Genomic DNA, 18,896 nt, shown 5'->3' on the forward strand with positions numbered 1-18,896 from the left:
CTCTAGGATTTCTTGACGGGCCGGGTCCAGCCTTCTATGGTTTTTTGCTGAGGACGGGATATGGTCAGCTTGCCGGCCGGCGCATCGCGGGTCAGCGTGGTGCCCGCGCCCAGCGTGGCGCCCTGGCCTACCCGTACGGGTGCAACCAGTTGGGTATCCGAACCGATAAAGGCGTCATCTTCGATTACAGTCAGCCACTTGTTGACGCCATCGTAGTTGCAGGTGATGGTGCCGGCACCGACATTGACCCGGGCGCCGATCTGGGCGTCGCCAATATAGGCCAGATGATTGGCTTTGGAACCTTGGCCCAGCACGCTTTTCTTGATTTCGACAAAATTGCCGACATGGGCCTGGGCACCGATCTGCGCGCCCGGGCGCAAGCGCGCGTAGGGCCCGATGCGCGCATCGTCGCCTACCTGTGCATCCTGGATATGGCTGAAGGCCTCGATGTGTGTGCCGCTGGCAATAACGGCATCTTTAAGAACGCAATGCGGCCCGACGCGAACGCCGTCGGCAAGCTCTACCTTGCCCTCGAAGACACAACCCACATCAATGAATACATCGCGCCCGCAAGTCAGGGAACCGCGCAGGTCAAAGCGTGCCGGGTCGGCCAGGGTGACGCCCTGCTCGAGCAGCCGGCGAGCCTGCTCTTGCTGCCAGCTGCGTTCGAGCTGGGCCTGCTGCACTCGACTGTTGACCCCAAGGGTTTCCCAGCCATGGCCGGGATGTGCTGCATGAACCGGCACACCGTCGTGGACGGACAGGCCAACTACATCGGTAAGGTAGTACTCGCCCTGGGCATTGTTGTTGTCTATGCGTGTCAGCCAGTCTTTCAGTTTGGCGGTCGGTGCAGCCAGAATACCGGTGTTGACCTCGTTGATGGCATGTTCCTGCTCGGTGGCATCTTTATGCTCGACTATCCGTACGACCTGGTTATGCTCGTTACGCACGATACGCCCGTAGCCGGTGGGGTCGGCCAGTTTTTCGGTCAGCACGGCCATCCCGCCCGCGCGGGCCTGCAACAAGCCCTGCAAGGTGGCTGACTGAACCAGCGGCACATCGCCATAAAGCACCAGGGTAACGTCGTCTGCTCCGTCGCCTTCGAGCAATGCAGGCACTGCTTGCTGAACGGCATGGCCCGTGCCGTGCTGCGGGCTTTGCAAGGCGAATTCGATATCGGCCTGGTCTGAAAAAGCCTGCTTGACGCGGTCGGCGCCGTGCCCTACCACGACGATGATGCGTTTGGGATCAAGGGCGCGTGCATTATCAAGCACATGCGCCAGCATGGGTTTTCCCGCCAGCGGATGCAATACTTTGGGAAGGTTGGACTGCATGCGCTTACCAAGGCCGGCAGCCAGAATCACAATATTGAGCATGAAAATACTTGAGTAGTCACTAAAACGGTCAGAATACCCGGAAACAGGAGGCCACACGCGGCCGCTGGCGACTTATTTTAACTATCTGTATCGCTTGATGAGCGCGTACGCTTGCGTGATGCGGTCTTGCGGGCAACTTTCCTGGCCGGGCGTGCCGTACTGGTGCTACGCGCTGATTTCCTGGCGGTCTTGCCGGGCGCACTTCCCATGGTAGAGCTGGATTTGGCATGCTCGGCCGCGGCCTCGGAGGTCGGGCGAGCCGCCTCTGCATTTTGTAACGTAGCCGCAGTCGCCGCAGCCAGTGCATCGAACTGCTTCTGCAGCATATCCCACCAACCTTGTGCGGCTGACATGTCAATTGCCGGGTCGGCCTTTTGTTCAGGCGATTCGGCTGCCGGGGGGGCTGATGGCTCGGGCGCAGGGTCCTTGGGTGTTGGTGCAGGTGCTGCAGCCTGGCCTGGCTTGATGCCCAGCACCACATCAAGCGGAGAAGGTCCCGGGGTCGCGCCGGCCGACACTCCCGAGCTGGCCGCGAAGGACTGCAGGGTCATGATGGTAGCCCTTTGTACCTCCAGCCCCTGTATGGTGCTGGAAAGCATGGATAAATTCATGCGCAGCCAGTTTTCAACCGCCCGCAGGTCGCTGATGCGGCGGTCCAGATCTTCAATGGACATGGGCGGTGTCAGGGCGGAATGTTCAAACCCGCCGCCGGTGGCCAGCCCTTGCCAGGCCTGGCGCATCATTTCCATGCTGGCCATCATGGGGTTCCGGGCCATGTCACCGCCTTGTCCAAAACCGGGCAGTACAAAGGGATTATTAGCTTGATTGGCCATGTCGGCTCCTTGGGCACTATCGTTTGAGGGGTGAACTGACGGAAAGCGCTAACGGGCAGGCCACTAGCTTAAACCCAAGCCACACATTCGTCTAATTCAGCCACTACAACCGGAAAACTAGACGATAAGGCCTTGTTCAATTCGTTTTTGCAGGCCCTCGAGCACAACCAGTTCGGCCTCGCGCGTGAAGGCATCGGTTTCCAGCAGTTCACGGATTTCGGCCATATCGGCCAGACGGATCTCACTGACTTCACCATCAAGATTCTTTGGCACCACGGTTTCGGCCAATACGCAGTCACTGACCAGCACATCTTCGACCTGATAGCCTTCGGGCAAGCGCCGATGCATGCGCAAGATAATGCGCAGCGGAGAGCGCTTTTCAAGGTCTTGAGGCTCCAGTCCCGCCTCCTCGTTGCTTTCCCGCAACAAGGAATTATCCAGGCTTTCCCCCGCGACAGCCAGACCGCCCACGAGAGTGTCCCATTTGTCCGGGTCGGTTGACTTGCTGAGCGCGCGCCTGGCGACCCACAGGCGACCATCGGGGGACCAGGCATTCAGATGCACGGCCTTGGTCAGCAGCCCCAGCGGCCGCACCGCGGCGCGTTCAATCGCACCCAATCGGCGGCCTTCTCCTATTACGTCGAGCAGCTCATTGCGCCAGCTGCGCAGACAGCCGGTATCCTTCAAAGAGAGCGCCAGCCTTGCCAATACGGCGTTCAGCGACATGCGCTGGCTGGGCGCCGCGGTGATATGAACCGCTTCATCTTCGATATGCACGCCCGGCAGCCCATGCAGGTGTCCGGCGGCCCTGGCGGTGACCCAGCCGGCAACGCGACCGGACACGGTCAAGGGCCGCGAGCCGCTGGGCGGCAAGTGTTGAATTCTTCTGATTAGTTGTTGGTAACGGGTCTGGACGACGGGCACCAACGCGCTGGCGTGTGCTTCTTTCATGCAATAATTGTAGTGTAAGCATGCCCGCCCATGCCCGGTTTTTCATGGGTATCAGCGCAGAGCCAGCCCACAGTCAGCTCTAGTTCGCTATAATTCTGCGGTCTTTAAGTAAATTCGAGCAGGTAGTTCTGGCTTTGTCATTTTAAGCCTGCCGTCCAATAATTGTGTGCTCATTCGGCGTTCTTTCGATACATTTGTTTGATCAGAATCAACGTTTGGTTAGAGCGCGTCGTATTTCGAGGTCAGCATGAAGAAGTTGAGAGGGTTACTGGGCACTGGCGCATTGCTCATGGCAGGCGTAGCCAGTGCACAAATAAAGGATATGCCCGGAGGCCCCAGAGTTAATCAGCTCAACCTCCACGAGGGGGTGACGCAGATACAGCAAGACATCGTCTGGATTCACTGGATGATGCTCATTATCTGTGCCGTCATTTTCGTGGGCGTCTTCGGGGTCATGTTCTACTCCATCATCATGCACCGCAAATCGCGCGGCGCAGTCCCCGCGAAATTCCACGAGCACGTCGGCGTTGAAATCGCCTGGACGGTCATTCCCTTCCTTATCGTTATCGGCATGGCCCTGCCGGCCACACGCACCGTGGTCGCCATGAAAGACACTTCCAGTTCCGACCTGACCATCAAGGTCACCGGCTATCAATGGAAATGGGGCTACGAATACATCGACGGCACGGCCAAGGGCGTAAAGTTCCTGTCCAACCTGTCCACCCCCCGCGCCCAGATCGACGGTACCGAACCACGCAGCGACACCTATCTGCTCGAAGTCGACAATGAAATGGTCGTACCCGTCAATAAAAAGGTACGCCTGGTACTGACCTCGAACGACGTCATTCACTCGTGGATGATTCCCCAGTTCGGTGTCAAGCAAGACGCCATGCCCGGCTTCCTGCGCGACACCTGGTTCCGTGCTGAAGAAATCGGTGTGTACCGTGGTCAGTGCGCCGAACTCTGTGGCAAGGATCACGCCTTCATGCCCATCGTGGTCAATGTCGTATCTCAGGAAGACTACGACAAGTGGGCGGCAGACAAGCAGAAAGCCCTGGCTGCACTGGCCGACGATCCCAACAAAGAATGGACCAAAGACGAACTTGTCGCCCGCGGCAACACCGTCTACACCGCCAACTGCGTGGCTTGCCACCAGGCTAACGGTCAGGGCCTTCCAGGCACCTTCCCTGCGCTCGATGGCTCCGAGAAATACGTACTCGGCCCTATGAAAGACCAGATTCTTACCGTGCTTAATGGCCATCCGGGAACCGCCATGGCGGCCTTCCGCGACCAACTGAACGACGTAGAAATCGCAGCAGTCATTACCTACACCCGCAACGCCTGGGGCAATGCAGGCAAGGGTAAAGACCCGGTAGTCCTGCCGGCCGACGTCAAAGCCTTGCGTTAAGCCGATAGCACGTGTAAAACAAATTTGAATGTTTCTTGCCGGGATGGTGCCAGGCGTCATCCCGGATAAGTAGGAAGGAGTCCACAATGAGCAGTGTTACTGCCGATCACGTCTCAGGCCACGGCCACGACGATCACGACCACAAACCGCACGGCTGGCGCCGTTGGCTGTTTGCCACCAACCACAAAGACATCGGTACGATGTACCTGATCTTTTCGTTCTGCATGTTGCTGGAAGGCGGCGTGCTGGCTTTGCTGCTGCGTACTGAATTGTTCTCGCCGGGCTTGCAGTTCTTCCAGCCCGAGCTGTTCAATCAGTTCACCACCATGCACGGCCTGATCATGATTTTCGGCGCCATCATGCCGGCGTTCGTGGGCTTCGCCAACTGGATGATCCCGCTGCAGATCGGCGCATCCGACATGGCATTCGCCCGCATGAACAACTTCAGCTTCTGGCTGTTGCCCATTGGTGCCATTCTGTTCACGGTATCGTTCTTTGTACCCGGCGGCGCGAACGCAGCCGGCTGGACCATGTACGCACCGCTGTCGCTGCAAATGGGTCCGGGCATGGACTTCAACATCTTTGCCGTGCACATTCTGGGTGCATCGTCCATCATGGGCGCCATCAACATCGTCGTTACCATCCTGAACATGCGCGCACCGGGCATGACCCTGATGAAAATGCCGTTGTTCTGCTGGACCTGGCTCATCACTGCCTACCTGCTGATCGCCATCATGCCGGTGCTGGCCGCTGCGGTCACCATGCTGCTGACCGATCGCCACTTTGGTACCTCCTTCTTTAACGCCGCTGCCGGCGGTGACCCGGTCCTGTATCAGCACGTGTTCTGGTTCTTCGGCCACCCCGAAGTCTACGTCATGATTCTGCCGGCCTTCGGTATTGTGTCGGCTGTTGTACCCGCCTTTTCGCGCAAGCAGCTGTTCGGCTACGCATCCATGGTGTACGCCACTGCCGCTATCGCCATCCTGTCCTTCCTGGTCTGGGCTCACCACATGTTCGCCACGGGCATGCCGGTAACCGGTCAGCTGTACTTCATGTACGCAACCATGCTCATTTCCATTCCCACAGGGGTCAAGGTATTTAACTGGGTTGCCACCATGTGGCGCGGGTCCATGACCTTCGAAACGCCCATGCTGTTCGCCATCGGCTTTATCTTCGTGTTCACCATAGGCGGCTTTACCGGCCTCATCCTGGCCGTGGCACCTATCGATATCGCCGTTCACGACACCTACTACGTGATTGCCCACTTCCACTACGTGATGGTTGCCGGCTCGCTTTTCGGCATGTACTCGGGCGCCTACTACTGGCTGCCCAAATGGACAGGCCGCATGTACAGCGAAAAGCTGGGCAAATGGCACTTCTGGACCAGCATGATCTCGTTCAACATCACCTTCTTCCCCATGCACTTCCTGGGGCTGGCCGGTATGCCACGTCGTTACGCTGATTACGCTGCCCAGTTCACCGATTTCAACGAAATCGCCACCATAGGCGCCTTCTTCTTCGGCTTCTCGCAACTGATCTTTCTGTTCCTGACACTCAGGGCCTGGAATGGTCGCGGCGAACCGGCTCCCGCCAAGCCATGGGAAGGCGCTACGGGTCTGGAATGGTCTGTGCCTTCGCCTGCACCTTTCCATACTTTTGTAACGCCCCCAGTCGTCAAATAAGGCAACGCACATGACACCCGAACAACGCCGGAAGAATCGCAACACAGGTATCGCACTGCTGATTGTCGTGATCGCAGTCATTGCCTGGACCTTCTGGCGTGGCGGGTCACTGGGCGGATAACGTAATGACCACCGACATCAAAGACCTCTCACGCCGAAAACTGAATTTCTTTCAAACAATGAAAGCGGTGGCCTGGGGGTTCTTCGGAGTACGCAAGGGCAAGGGTTATACCGAAGACATCAACAACCTCAATCCGGTCCACCTGATCATCGCCGGCCTGATTGCAACGTTGTTGTTTGTAGTGGGCCTGGTCCTGGCGGCTCGTTGGTTCATTGGCTATTTCACAAACCAATAATATTTTCTATTCAATAATTCGCAGGAGAACACCATGAGTGCAGGACACATGGCTCAGGGCAAAGAGGCACCTTACTACTACGTGCCCGCCGAATCAGTCCATCCCGTACGAGCAAGTATTTCCTTGCTCATGACACTGCTGGGCGCCGCGCTTTGGATCAACAGCTATGAAGCCGGTTTCTGGCTTTTCATTGCCGGCATACTTTGTCTGTTTGTCGTGCTGTACGGCTGGTTTGGCGATGCCATCCGCGAATCCGAAAGCGGCATGAACAGCCAGCGGGTCGATCACTCCTATCGCTGGAGCATGGCCTGGTTCATTTTTTCCGAAGTCATGTTCTTTGCAGCCTTTTTCGGCTCGCTCTGGTATGCCCGCGAAGTAACCACTCCCTGGCTGAGCGATCTTGATCACCAGAATCTGCTGTGGCCTAACTTCACCGGCACCTGGCCCAACCTTGGACCTGCAGGCGTCGTGCCCGAATTCAAAACGGTAGGCCCCTTCTGGCTGCCCACCATCAACACGGCACTGCTGCTGACTTCCGGCCTGACCCTGACCATTTCCCACCACGCCCTGCGTGCAAGCCATCGCGGCAAGGCCATCTTCTGGCTGGCTGCCACCGTGATCCTGGGCTTCACTTTTGTGGCTTGCCAGGCTTACGAATATCACCACGCCTACCAAGACCTGAATCTGCGCTTCGACTCGGGTGCTTACGGCGCGCTGTTCTACATGCTGACCGGCTTCCACGGCTTTCACGTCATCCTGGGTGCTACCTTCCTGACCGTTATTTTGTTCAGGTTGATTCGTGGCCACTTCACGGCTGACCACCACTTTGGTTTCGAAGGCGCAGCCTGGTACTGGCACTTTGTTGACGTGGTCTGGCTGGGCCTGTACCTGTTCGTCTACTGGTTCTAAGGCTGTACTGCATCAGCACGAACGGCGCCCCATGGTTACTGCAACATGGCGGCGCAGCCCCCTGAAAGGGGGCTCTTTTTATATGGGCCTTGGCGCCGCACCCGTTCAGCGGGCGATAATTCCGGTGCTTTGTATCCAGCCCATGTGATGGGCGAACAGCACAAACAGAAACAGGGCTATCGACAAACCTATGCGTACCGTCAGGGCATTGACGGTACGGTTGGTGCCCCCCTTGTCACGCATAAGGTATATCAGCGCCGACGCCAAGCTTCCTATAATTCCCAGGAACGCTAGGATCACGATATAACGCATTGTTTGGCCTCCGGTTAAACCTACAATTTTACAGACATGGCACGCCCCCACACCATTTATCGCACATTGCTTGCCCTGCTTTTGCTGGGCATCGTGGCGGGCGTATGCATATCGCTGGGTAACTGGCAGCTGGATCGTGCCGCCCAGCGCATTGCCATCAAGCAGGAAATCGATACCGGGCGCAACAGTCCGCCCCTGCATGTCACTCCCGAAACGCCGGCGCAGGAACTCACCGCATGGCGCCCCGCCAGTGCGCAGGGTGTATGGCAGCATGATCTGACCGTGTTGATCGAGAACAGAAACCATCAGGGCCGTCCCGGCTACTGGGTGGCCACCCCGCTGATCCTGACGGGCACCCCGGATACCGCCGTGCTGGTGCTGCGCGGATGGCTGCAGCGTCCGGCATCAATGGAACAACCCTTGCCACCTGTTCCGGCACCACAGGGCGAACTGATTATTACCGGCGAACTATTGGCCAGAGTGCCGCGGCTGTACGAACTTGACAGCGCCACCCGGTTACCGGCACATCTGCCCGATCCCGAGCAGCCGCTGCCCCGCGTGCAGAATCTGGCGCTGAGCGATTACGCAGCCGCAACTGGCTTAAAATTCATACCCATAGTCTTGGCACAGACTGCCGATGCCGTGATGGCGCACAACGGGCATGTATCAGGAGCCTCCCTGCTGCGCGAGTGGCCCGAGCCCTCTCTGGACGCCGACAAAAACAAGGGTTATGCCCTGCAATGGTTTGGTTTCGCCACCATTGCGATCGTGGCGTGCCTGGTCATCATCTGGCGCGCATTGCGCCGCCGTGGCAAGTCAAAAACTTTTTAAGGAACTTTCGTGGTCAGCAATACTCCCGTCACACCCAGTCAGACACGTCGCCCCCGCTCCATGTGGCCGTTGTACCTGATTGTGGTCATGTGCCTGGCACCCGTGGTCTTTGCACTGCTTGCTTATTATGTGCCCGCACTGGGCCTGCGACCGACCGACCACAACAACTACGGCACGCTCATACAGCCGCAGCGCCCCTTGCCTGATGCAGCCGCCCTGTCTTTGCGTACGCTGGACGGTCAGCCTTTTGATCTGGCCAGCCTGGACGGAAAATGGATACTGGTCACCGCCGACAGCGCGGCCTGCCCCGAGTCTTGTGTCAGGAAGCTGTTTATTTTGCGCAATTCCCACGCCAGCCAGGGTAAAGAGGTCGAGCGCCTGACACGCGTATGGTTCGTCACCGACGACGAGGAAATTCCGGAGCAGGTCATGGAAGCCTACAAGGGCACGCATATATTGCGGGCTGACCCCGCACAGCTTGCTGCCTACCTTGCCCCGCAGGCCGACGCCGCCGGACGTGAGGCTGCGCTGCGTGCGCCCATGTGGATCATAGATCCGCTGGGCAACCTGATGATGCAATTCCCCGCCAACGCGGAACCAACAGAGGTTCGTGACGACATCCGCAAGCTGTTGCGCAACTCACGCATAGGCTAGCCAGATGAGTCTGAAGACCGCAACACAGCGCATGATGGCGCGCTATCGGAAACTGGTGTTCATGACCTGGTTTCTGACGCTTGACCTGATTATGTTCGGCGCTTTTGTGCGCCTGACGGATTCCGGACTGGGATGCCCCGACTGGCCAGGCTGCTACGGCAAGATCACGCCCATAGGGGCCAGCAGCCACATCGAAGAAGCACTGCAGGCCATGCCATATGGCGCAGTCAGCTTCTCCAAGGCCTGGATAGAAATGATCCACCGCTACGTAGGTTCGCTGCTGGGTCTTATGATCATAGGTATCGTCTACATGGCCTGGCGCTACCGCCGGGAACTGGGCCATACGCCGCGCCTGGCCATCGTGACACTCGTGGCCGTCTGCGTTCAGGGCGCATTTGGCGCCTGGACCGTTACCCACCAGCTGATGCCCATCGTCGTCACGACCCATCTGTTGGGCGGCATGACCTTGCTGGCCCTCATGACATGGCTGGCCGCACGTGAGAAAACGCATGCCGTCGTACCGGTACAAGCCAGGAAATGGCTGCCATGGATGGCGGGTGGTCTGGCGCTACTCTTTACACAGATCGCCCTGGGCGGCTGGGTCAGTACCAATTACGCGGCACTGGCGTGCATGGACTTCCCTACTTGCCACGGACAGTGGGTTCCACAGATGGATTTCGAAGGCGGCTATTCTCTGATACGCGGTCTGGGCATGCTGCCATCGGGCGAGATGATTTCCCAGTACGCGCTGACCGCCATACACTGGACCCATCGCAACTTTGCCTTTCTGGTATTTGCCTATCTGGGCGTATTGGGCTGGAAGCTGCGTCGTATCCCGGGCCTGGAAGGACCGGTGCAGCTCATGCTGCTCCTGTTGGTGGCACAGCTGCTGACCGGCCTGACCACGATCTTCTTTCAGTGGCCCTTGTTGATCGCCGTGTTGCATAATGGCGGCGCCGCCGGCCTGGTACTGGCCAGCGTCACACTGGTACTGCGCCTTTCCGGCGCACAACCGACTAAAATACCGGCATGACATCCATTTCCGCTCCCACTCAGAGTATTTTCCGGCAGTATCTGGTACTCACCAAGCCGCGCGTCACCCAACTGGCGGTGTTCTGCGCTGTCATTGGCATGTTTCTGGCCAGCCCCGGGTTGCCTGACCTGGGCATAGTCGTAGCCGCCACCGCTGGTATCTGGCTGCTGGCAGCGGCGGCCTTCGCCGTGAATTGCCTTATCGAACAGGAAATCGATGCACGCATGCTGCGCACGGCACGACGCGGCACGGCTCGTGGCACCATCAGCAATACCCAGGTGATCTTGTTGTCGGGCCTGCTGGGAGGTCTGGGCATGGTGGTGCTGTATCACTTGGTTAATCCGCTGACCATGTGGCTGACCTTTGCCACCTTTGTCGGCTATGCCATTATCTATACCGTCATCCTGAAACCCCTGACACCGCAGAATATCGTGATCGGTGGTCTGTCGGGTGCCATGCCGCCTGCTTTGGGCTGGGCCGCCGTGGCCAATGCCGTACCAGCCGAATCCTGGGTGCTGGTCCTGATCATATTCATCTGGACTCCCCCTCATTTCTGGGCGCTGGCGCTGTATCGCAACAATGATTACGCCAAGGCCGGCCTACCCATGCTGCCTGTCACGCACGGCAAGCAGTTCACCCGCCTGCATATACTGCTGTACAGTTTCGTCCTGTTTGCCGCCACACTGCTGCCTTATGTGGTGCGCATGAGCGGCCTGTTTTACCTGTGTGCGGCGATAGCGCTCAGCGGGATGTTCGTTGTGTATTCCTGGCGCTTGTATAAAGCCTATTCCGACGAACTCTCGCGCAAGCTGTTCCGCTTCTCGATCTTGTACCTGGCCCTGCTTTTTGGCGCCCTCCTGATCGATCACTGGATCCAGTTGCTCTGATCCTATTTTCCGGAAATCTTATGTCTGTGTTTTCAAGCAAACGTCGTACCGTACTGTCTGTTGCGGCCATGGTCGGCCTTGTGCCCATGCTGAGCGCATGCGGCAAAGAAGAGCTGACTTTCACCGGCTCCGACATCACCGGCACCAAGCTGGGCCAGGAAATGGTCATGGTCGACGGCAGCGGCCAGGAACGCACACTGGCCAGCTACAAAGGCAAGGTCGTACTGGTATTTTTCGGCTTTACCCAATGCCCCGACGTTTGCCCCACTGCCATGGCCGAACTGGCTCAAACCATGGAATTGCTGGGCGAAGATGCCGACAAGGTGCAGGTGCTGATGATCAGCGTGGACCCGGAACGAGATACGCCTGAAATTCTGTCGGCTTACGTATCGGCCTTCGATCCCCGCTTCGTCGGCCTGACCGGTACGCCGGAACAACTGAGCACCACTGCCAAGTCGTTCAAGGCCTACTACGCCAAGGCGCCGGGCCCGACCCCTGACCAGTACACCATGGACCACGCTTCGTCGTTCTACCTGATCGACGCTGAAGGCGAGGCACGGGCCCTGATCAGCGGCAACGCCTCGGCCGACGACATCGCCAGCGACATCCGGCAGTTGCTGTAAACAGGCGTTTATTTCAGATCAGGCAAGGGTTCGTGCTGGCGCTCGCCCGACTCGAACTCCTGCCAGACGGTCAGGGCGCGCAATCGCTGCCGGGCTATGGTTTCAACTTTCTCTCTTAGCGCGGGATCCCTGTCGAGCAAGGTGTTCAAATCTTTCTCGAGCAGCATGAGCAGCCGGCTATAACCCAGCGAAGTCACATTGGCCTCGAAATCGGTATTGGTCAGCAAGGCCATTTCGCCAAACATTTCACCCGTTCCCAACTCCACCGCCGTGCCATCTGGCAAGTGCAGGGTAACCGCCCCGGAAGCGACAAAATACATTGCCCGGCTGCGCCCTATGCGCATGCTGATTTGCTGATTGGGAACGGCAAGACGCGGCTTGAGCAGCTTGCTGATGGCCGCCAATGCTTCGGGCGACAAATCCTCGAACAGCTGAACATGCCCCACCAGCCCCCTGGCGCTCATGGCGATATCCAGAGGGGGATGCTTCTGTACGTGATTCCAGCGCAGATCGATCTGTTTCACCAGATCGGCATACATCTCGCCAGTGATCAGCGATTGGGACAACATGTCACGATAGCGTATGCGTTCCAACGCCCGGGCCATGCGTCCCAGATAGGCTTCCTGGAGCCATTGCGCAAAAACGGGGTATTGCAGATCCATGGCCTGCAAGGCGTTTTGCAGCAGCTCCAGCCTGTGCTTGTGGGCGTCGATAATAATGCCGGTCGCCTCTGCGCCCAGCAAGGGCTGCAGTTCCTTTTCAGCAAAACGTATCAATTGCTGCGCCACCGAACGCTTGCACATCAGATTGGTGAACCGTTTGGAGAGCTCGCTTCTGAGCCAGACCTGAAAACCAAAGAGATAGTGCAGCCTTAATGACAGCCGGAAGCCCGTGGAATAGCGCAGATCGGCGGCAATGGCCGATTTAAAGCCGTTCAGGCCCCCTGCACGCACTGCATCGCTCAGGCGCTCTGCCCTGGCCAGCAGGGATTCGGCAGTGCGCCAGTCAACCACTTGCGCCTTCAGCGTATCGAAAAACAGCTCTTCTTCGCGTGCTGCGATGACCGCCAGGCCCATGGATACCTTTTCATCCAAAGAGAGCTGAGCCAGTTCTCCCCCATCGACACTGGCCAGCGTGGCATCGAATACCGACTGTACCTTTGCCCGGGCATCCGAACCGATATGGTCATAGTCGGCGATTTCATCCGCTTTTCCACGCAGTTCTTCCAGAGCCACGACAACGGCCTGATTACGCAAGGTTCGCTCGAACGGGGTCAGTTGGTTCAGCCTCAGGTGGCTGATCAGTTTTCGCAGGCTGACGCCATTGACGAATAAGGTCATCAGCACAAAACCCGTGGTCGCAACGGCAATGAACTGGCGCGTCTCGTAGGGAACATTATGCTGTTCGGTAACCGCCAGCGCGAGTGCCAGTGAGACCGCCCCCCGCAGCCCGCCCCACCACATCACCACACGATAGGCCGGACTGACCGACGTACCAAAACGGGTCAGGCCCAGCAGTGGCAACACGCCGAAAACCATCAGGGCGCGGGCCAGCAGTGTCACGGCAAACAGCAGCAACACCAGCAAGATCTGCATCCAGGTAATGTCTACCATCATGCGTGGTATCAACATGGCTGCAAAGATGAAGATCAGGGAGTTGGCCCAGAATCCAAACTGGGACCATGAGCCGGCCAATTGCTCGAAGGTGGCAGGCGACATGCGGGTACGGCCGCTGGAGCCCACGACCAGTCCGGCAATAACCGTAGCCACCACCCCTGAAACGCCCAGATAATGCTCTGAAATATAGAAGGTAAGATAAGCGACCGCCACGGTCAGGGTAATTTCAGCAGTGGGCCAGCCACGTAGCCAGATGAACAGACTGCAGGCCAGGCGCCCCATCAGGAAGCCCGCTGCACCACCACCGATAAAGCTGAATATAAAGCTGTAGAACACCTTTCCAGTCGACAAAGTACCCCCGCCCGCCAGGACGGTCAGCAATACCGAATAAAGGGCGATCGATGCGGCATCATTGAACAGCGACTCACCTTCAACCAGCGTGGTCAGGCGTTTGGGTGCCCCCACTTCACGAAACACCCCCACCACGGCCACGGGGTCGGTCGTGGCCACGATGGCGCCCAGCATCAGGCATACGGCCAGGCTATAGCCCGATACCGCACTGATGGAAAAACCAACGGCAATGGTACAAACCACCACCGCCACGATGGCCATCATCAGTATGGGGCCTATGTCGTCGAGCAGGCGACGCACATTGATAGCCAGAGCGGTCTCGAAGAGCAATATGGGCAGAAAGACAAATAAAAAGGTTTCTGATGAAACCTCGAAGTCTTGCAGCGAATCGAGGAAGTCGGATACGACCAGAGGCGCCCAGCCGTGTACATGAATAATCAGGCCGAGCACAAAACCAACTATGGCCAGCAGCACCGAATAGGGCAAGCGCAGGCGACCTGCCAGCGGCGGCATGAACGACACCAGCGCCAGCAAGCCGGCCAGACCAAAAACCAGGTGTCCTATCTGCATTGTTGTGGGATCCTTCCCCGACTGCCATTAAATGGAGATCCAAGGATATCGCTTTTTTGCCTTTTACATCTATAAAAAAACGGGACACCTACAGGTGTCCCATAAAAACATCCGCTTCAAAAGGGAGGGGAAGAGGAGAAGCCGAAGCGGACGCTGAAACCATGCCTCGCGCATCGTGGGCAGACGCATGGTTCACTTGTTTAGTCAGGCAGCGTGCGAATAAGTTCGGCCGCCGGCAATTGAAGGTGTAAAAGAATTTGTCAGCAGCCCGTGCGGGCTGCCGGGCCTTAACCAGCCAGCGTTACACGCAGCTTTTTGAATGCCGCAGCTTCGATCTGACGAACGCGCTCGGCGGATATGCCATATTCGGCGGCCAGTTCGTGCAAGGTTGCTCCGCCTTCGTCTTGCAGCCAACGTGCCTGAACGATACGGCGCGAGCGTTCATCCAGCCTGTCGAGCGCATCGGTGAGCCCTGTGCTTTGCAAGGCATCGTAGGCACGGCGCTCGAGTATGCGCGAAGGCTCTTGCTGCTCGTCGTCGGACAAATAAGAGATGGGCGCGTAGCTGTCTTCGTCATCGTTGGCTTCAAGGGCCATCTCGCGACCGGACATGCGCACTTCCATTTCAGAGACGTCTTCAGGACGCACATTGAGTTCGCGTGCGATATCATCGACCTGCTCGGGAGCCAGAGTCTGACCATCGGGGCGCATACGGCGCAGGTTGAAAAACAGTTTGCGCTGCGCTTTGGTCGTGGCGACCTTGACCAGACGCCAGTTGCGCACAATGTATTCGTGGATTTCGGCCTTGATCCAGTGCACGGCAAACGACACCAGCCGTACACCGCGGTCGGGATCGAATCGCTTGACCGCTTTCATGAGACCGACATTGCCTTCCTGGATCAAGTCAGCGTGAGCCAGGCCATAGCCCAGATACTGGCGTGCGATGGAAACCACCAGACGCAGATGCGAGGTAATCAATTGACGGGCGGCGTCAAGGTCGTCTTGATCGCGCAGCCGTTTACCCAGGTTCGTTTCTTCTTCCTGGGTAAGCATGGGCAGGCGATTGACGGCGCTGATATAGGCCTCGATCGTGCCTAGCGCACCCGGGTTGGAAATTGCCATGGCCAGCTGGTTGCCGGACAGGGCCAAAGATTGCGAACTTTGAGTCATCGAACTAGCAGTCCTCCTGGAACGGTGCTTACCACGTAATATTAGCACTCTATGACGCTGAGTGCTAATACCGGATAAATTTAAATTCCGAATATACAGTAAGATCATTTTTCCGCTTAAAAGTTCACAATCACTACTCTATTCCTCTCTTTTCCCGAGACCCTGCCATGTCATTCAGAAAATTCCCGATTTCCGCCGCCCTGTTTGCCGCCATTGGCCTGGTATCGGCCGCCCCGGGCTATGCTCAGGTAAAAATAGGCGTCCTCACCTCGGCCACCGGCCCCACCGCCATGGTTGGCATTCCGCAAAAAAACACCGTTCCGCTGCTGCCGACCCAAATTAGCGACCTGAGCGTGGAATATATCTCCCTGGACGACGCCAGCGACCCCACGCAGACTGTCACCACCGTTAAAAAGCTGCTTAGCGAGGAAAAGATCGACGCCCTGATCGGCCCGACCGGCTCGCCCAATGCCATGAGCGTCATACAGTTCATGGCGGAATCGGGTACGCCCATGCTTGCCCCCGTAGGCACCGCAGCGGTCGTGCTGCCCATGACGCCCGAAAAAAAATGGGTGTTCAAAACCACCCAGAACGATGACATCATTGCCAAGGCGCTGGTTCAGCACATGAGCCGCACGGGCGTCCAGACCGCCGGCTTCATCGGTTTTAACGACGCCTACGGCGAAAACTGGCTCAAGGTATTCACCGCGCTGGCCCAGCAGAAAAATATCCGGATCGTGGCCGTCGAGCGTTACCAGCGCTCCGACAGCTCGGTTACCGGCCAGGCACTCAAGGTGCTGTCAGCCCGTCCTGATGCCGTATTGATTGCCGGTACCGGCACGGCCGCCGCGCTGCCCCAGACCACGCTGGCCAAACAAGGCTACAAGGGCACCTTCTATCAAACCCACGGCGCCGCACTACCGGCGTTTCTGAAGCAAGCCGGCCCGGCGGCGGAAGGCACCGTGCTGGCAGCCAGCCTGATGCTGGTGTTGCCTGAAATCGACGACAGCAACCCGGCCAAGAAGATTGCCCAGGACTACATCGATCGCTACAAGGAAAAGTACGGTGAAACGCCCGCCACCTTTGGCGCCAACGTATTCGATGCCGGCCTGCTGCTAGAGCAGGCCATTCCGGTAGCCGCCAAAACGGCCGAGCCCGGCACCAAGGAGTTTCGCAGTGCGCTGCGCGACGCGCTGGAACAAACCAAAGAGCTGGTTGCCACTCAGGGCGTCTATAACATGAGCCCCGAGGATCACAGCGGCTTCGATGAACGCGGCCGCGAGATGATCACGGTAAAAGACGGTCAGTGGCGCCTTCTGAAATGATCACCCTCCACGCAGGCGTTCTGCGTGGAAATCGATGTGATCCTGCATGAAGGTGGAAATAAAGTAATAGCCGTGGTCATAGCCCTCGTGCCGGCGCAGCACCAATGGTTGCCCGGCATGGGCGCAGGCGGCCTCGAAAGCTTCGGGATGCAATTGCTCGGCCAGAAAGCCGTCGGCCAGCCCCTGGTCTATCAATATGCCTCGCGGAAATGGATTTTGTGATTTTTCCATCAACAGCGAGGCGTCGTGTTCGGTCCAGGCCTGCCGGTCGGATCCCAGATAACCTGAAAACGCCTTTTCACCCCAGGGGCAGCGCACGGGAGCGGCTATCGGCGCAAAGGCCGATACCGACTGGAATTTGTCGGAATGCTTCTGCGCCAATACCAGCGCGCCATGCCCACCCATGGAGTGGCCGAAAATTCCCACGCAGGCTGCCTGCCCCGGCAAAACGGTAGTAGCTATTTCAAACAGCTCGTCGGCCACATAGCTTTCCATGCGGTAGTGCCGGCTCCAGGGTTCTTGCGTGGCGTCCAGGTAAAAACCGGCACCGGTGCCGAAATCCCAGCTGTCATCCTCGCCGGGAATGTCGGCGCCGCGTGGGCTGGTATCGGGGGCCACCAGCATCAGACCATGCTGGGCCGCCAGACGCTGGGCACCGCCCTTGATCATGAAGGTTTCTTCAGTGCATGTCAGGCCCGCCAGGTAAAACAGGGCAGGAACCCGCCCTTCGCTCGCCTGCTGCGGAATGAACACCGAAAAACGCATAGGCAAGCCTATGGCTTCGGATTGATGCCGGTAGTAGCGTTGAACACCGTCAAAGCAGCGGTGCTCGCTGAGCAGCTCCAGCTCGTTGGGCTTGGGACTGGTCATCAGTACACCACAACCGAGCGAATCGACTCGCCGCGCTTCATGAGATCGAAACCATCGTTGATCTGATCGAGCGACAGCTTGTGGGTGATGAGGTCGTCAATGTTGATCTTGCCGTCCATGTACCAGTCAACGATTTTTGGTACATCGGTACGCCCGCGCGCGCCGCCAAATGCCGAGCCTTTCCATTCGCGCCCGGTAACCAGCTGGAAGGGCCGGGTGGCAATTTCGGCGCCCGCTTCGGCGACACCGATAATAATGGACTGGCCCCAGCCGCGGTGACAGCATTCCAGGGCCTGGCGCATGACTTTGGTATTGCCTATGCACTCGAAAGAATAATCGGCGCCGCCGTCGGTCAGCTGAATGATGTGGTCAACGACATTTTCAACATCGTTCGGGTTGATAAAGTGTGTCATGCCGAACTTGCGCGCCATGGCTTCGCGTTCGGGATTCAGGTCTACACCGATAATCTTGTCGGCGCCCACCATTTTGGCGCCCTGTATGACGTTAAGCCCTATGCCGCCCAGGCCGAACACCACCACATTCGTACCCGCCTCGACTTTGGCGGTGAACAGCACGGCCCCTATACCCGTGGTCACGCCGCAACCTATGTAGCAGACCTTGTCAAAGGGTGCGTCACTGCGTATCTTGGCCAATGCGATTTCCGGGACCACGATATGATTGGAGAACGTGGACGTGCCCATATAGTGATGCACAGGTTTGCCGCCCACAGTGAAACGCGAGGTGCCATCGGGCATCAAACCCTTGCCCTGCGTGGCGCGTATGGCTGTGCACAGATTGGTTTTGCGCGACAGGCACGATTTGCACTGGCGGCATTCGGGCGTATACAAAGGGATGACGTGATCGCCCGCCTTGAGCGAGGTCACGCCCGAGCCTGCCTCCAGCACAACACCGGCACCCTCGTGGCCCAGTATCGAGGGGAAAATCCCTTCAGGATCAGCGCCCGACAGGGTGTAGTAATCGGTATGGCAAATCCCGGTTGCCTTGATTTCGACCAACACTTCGCCCGCCTTGGGGCCGGCCAGCTCGACATCTTCGATAGTCAGTGGTGCGCCTGCCTTCCAGGCAATAGCCGCTCTCGTTTTCATAACCTGCTCCTGATGACTGTTTGCAAACCATGGC

At 58.0% G+C, this 18,896-nt stretch carries 18 protein-coding genes; 10 read left to right on the top strand and 8 right to left on the bottom strand.

The window, feature by feature from the left end:
• Positions 1–2 precede the first annotated feature (2 nt).
• The 3 genes from glmU to LKR43_RS06225 form a co-directional block, all read right to left on the bottom strand.
• Complete coding sequence (gene glmU / locus LKR43_RS06215; RefSeq protein ID WP_227683122.1) at positions 3–1,376, bottom strand: bifunctional UDP-N-acetylglucosamine diphosphorylase/glucosamine-1-phosphate N-acetyltransferase GlmU; 1,374 nt, start codon at positions 1,374–1,376, stop codon at positions 3–5.
• A gap of 77 nt (positions 1,377–1,453) precedes the next feature.
• Positions 1,454–2,209, bottom strand: coding sequence for a PhaM family polyhydroxyalkanoate granule multifunctional regulatory protein (locus tag LKR43_RS06220; RefSeq protein WP_227683123.1), 756 nt, complete (start codon positions 2,207–2,209; stop codon positions 1,454–1,456).
• A 117-nt stretch (positions 2,210–2,326) separates the two neighbouring features.
• Positions 2,327–3,160, bottom strand: coding sequence for a DUF4743 domain-containing protein (locus tag LKR43_RS06225; protein WP_227683124.1), 834 nt, complete (start codon positions 3,158–3,160; stop codon positions 2,327–2,329).
• Positions 3,161–3,407: 247 nt separating this feature from the next.
• Here LKR43_RS06225 and coxB point away from each other — a divergent pair, with 247 nt between their 5' ends.
• The 4 genes from coxB to LKR43_RS06245 all read left to right on the top strand — a co-directional run bounded on the left by coxB (position 3,408) and on the right by LKR43_RS06245 (position 7,515).
• A complete protein-coding gene (gene coxB, locus LKR43_RS06230) occupies positions 3,408–4,568 on the top strand; it encodes a cytochrome c oxidase subunit II (protein ID WP_227683125.1) in 1,161 nt (386 codons plus the stop codon).
• Between the two features lie 86 nt (positions 4,569–4,654).
• On the top strand, positions 4,655–6,250 hold the full coding sequence (gene ctaD / locus LKR43_RS06235) for a cytochrome c oxidase subunit I (protein ID WP_227683126.1): 1,596 nt from the start codon (positions 4,655–4,657) through the stop codon (positions 6,248–6,250).
• A 125-nt stretch (positions 6,251–6,375) separates the two neighbouring features.
• Positions 6,376–6,606: a DUF2970 domain-containing protein gene (locus LKR43_RS06240; protein ID WP_227683128.1), complete on the top strand. Its 231-nt coding sequence runs from the start codon at positions 6,376–6,378 to the stop codon at positions 6,604–6,606.
• A 33-nt stretch (positions 6,607–6,639) separates the two neighbouring features.
• Positions 6,640–7,515 carry a cytochrome c oxidase subunit 3 gene (locus tag LKR43_RS06245; RefSeq protein ID WP_227683129.1) on the top strand — a complete coding sequence of 292 codons (876 nt, stop codon included), beginning with the start codon at positions 6,640–6,642 and terminating at the stop codon, positions 7,513–7,515.
• Between the two features lie 105 nt (positions 7,516–7,620).
• Here LKR43_RS06245 and LKR43_RS06250 read toward each other — a convergent pair whose 3' ends face one another.
• Positions 7,621–7,827 (bottom strand): twin transmembrane helix small protein, encoded by a 207-nt coding sequence (locus LKR43_RS06250; RefSeq protein ID WP_227683130.1) that lies wholly within the window; start codon positions 7,825–7,827, stop codon positions 7,621–7,623.
• A 36-nt stretch (positions 7,828–7,863) separates the two neighbouring features.
• Between LKR43_RS06250 and LKR43_RS06255 the strand changes: the two genes are divergently transcribed.
• The 5 genes from LKR43_RS06255 to LKR43_RS06275 are packed head-to-tail and all read left to right on the top strand — an operon-like array spanning position 7,864 to position 11,855.
• Positions 7,864–8,658 carry an SURF1 family protein gene (locus LKR43_RS06255; protein ID WP_227683131.1) on the top strand — a complete coding sequence of 265 codons (795 nt, stop codon included), beginning with the start codon at positions 7,864–7,866 and terminating at the stop codon, positions 8,656–8,658.
• A gap of 60 nt (positions 8,659–8,718) precedes the next feature.
• Positions 8,719–9,312, top strand: coding sequence for a hypothetical protein (locus tag LKR43_RS06260; RefSeq protein ID WP_227683324.1), 594 nt, complete (start codon positions 8,719–8,721; stop codon positions 9,310–9,312).
• 4 nt (positions 9,313–9,316) lie between these two features.
• On the top strand, positions 9,317–10,345 hold the full coding sequence (locus LKR43_RS06265; protein WP_227683132.1) for a heme A synthase: 1,029 nt from the start codon (positions 9,317–9,319) through the stop codon (positions 10,343–10,345).
• On the top strand, positions 10,342–11,232 hold the full coding sequence (gene cyoE / locus LKR43_RS06270; RefSeq protein ID WP_227683133.1) for a heme o synthase: 891 nt from the start codon (positions 10,342–10,344) through the stop codon (positions 11,230–11,232). Before LKR43_RS06265 ends, cyoE begins: the two co-directional genes overlap by 4 nt.
• A 20-nt stretch (positions 11,233–11,252) precedes the next feature.
• Positions 11,253–11,855 carry an SCO family protein gene (locus LKR43_RS06275; RefSeq protein WP_227683134.1) on the top strand — a complete coding sequence of 201 codons (603 nt, stop codon included), beginning with the start codon at positions 11,253–11,255 and terminating at the stop codon, positions 11,853–11,855.
• Positions 11,856–11,863: 8 nt separating this feature from the next.
• Here LKR43_RS06275 and LKR43_RS06280 read toward each other — a convergent pair whose 3' ends face one another.
• The gene (locus tag LKR43_RS06280; protein ID WP_227683135.1) at positions 11,864–14,392 is read right to left on the bottom strand and encodes a cation:proton antiporter; all 2,529 of its coding nucleotides are present in this window, start codon (positions 14,390–14,392) and stop codon (positions 11,864–11,866) included.
• A 287-nt stretch (positions 14,393–14,679) separates the two neighbouring features.
• Positions 14,680–15,561 carry an RNA polymerase sigma factor RpoH gene (gene rpoH / locus LKR43_RS06285; RefSeq protein ID WP_227683137.1) on the bottom strand — a complete coding sequence of 294 codons (882 nt, stop codon included), beginning with the start codon at positions 15,559–15,561 and terminating at the stop codon, positions 14,680–14,682.
• Between the two features lie 167 nt (positions 15,562–15,728).
• On the opposite strand from rpoH, the gene LKR43_RS06290 reads away from it, so the two are divergent.
• Positions 15,729–16,886 (top strand): ABC transporter substrate-binding protein, encoded by a 1,158-nt coding sequence (locus LKR43_RS06290; protein ID WP_227683139.1) that lies wholly within the window; start codon positions 15,729–15,731, stop codon positions 16,884–16,886.
• Here the strand turns inward: LKR43_RS06290 and fghA are convergent, their stop codons facing one another.
• Both fghA and LKR43_RS06300 read right to left on the bottom strand, forming a co-directional pair.
• Entirely contained in the window at positions 16,887–17,756 is an 870-nt protein-coding gene (fghA, locus tag LKR43_RS06295) for an S-formylglutathione hydrolase (RefSeq protein ID WP_227683141.1), read from the bottom strand. It lies immediately after the preceding gene.
• Positions 17,756–18,862 carry an S-(hydroxymethyl)glutathione dehydrogenase/class III alcohol dehydrogenase gene (locus LKR43_RS06300; protein WP_227683143.1) on the bottom strand — a complete coding sequence of 369 codons (1,107 nt, stop codon included), beginning with the start codon at positions 18,860–18,862 and terminating at the stop codon, positions 17,756–17,758. The genes fghA and LKR43_RS06300 overlap by 1 nt, the downstream gene beginning before the upstream one ends.
• Positions 18,863–18,896: the final 34 nt, after the last annotated feature.

This window comes from Pusillimonas sp. MFBS29, assembly GCF_020687695.1.
GTDB lineage: Bacteria > Pseudomonadota > Gammaproteobacteria > Burkholderiales > Burkholderiaceae_B > Pusillimonas_C.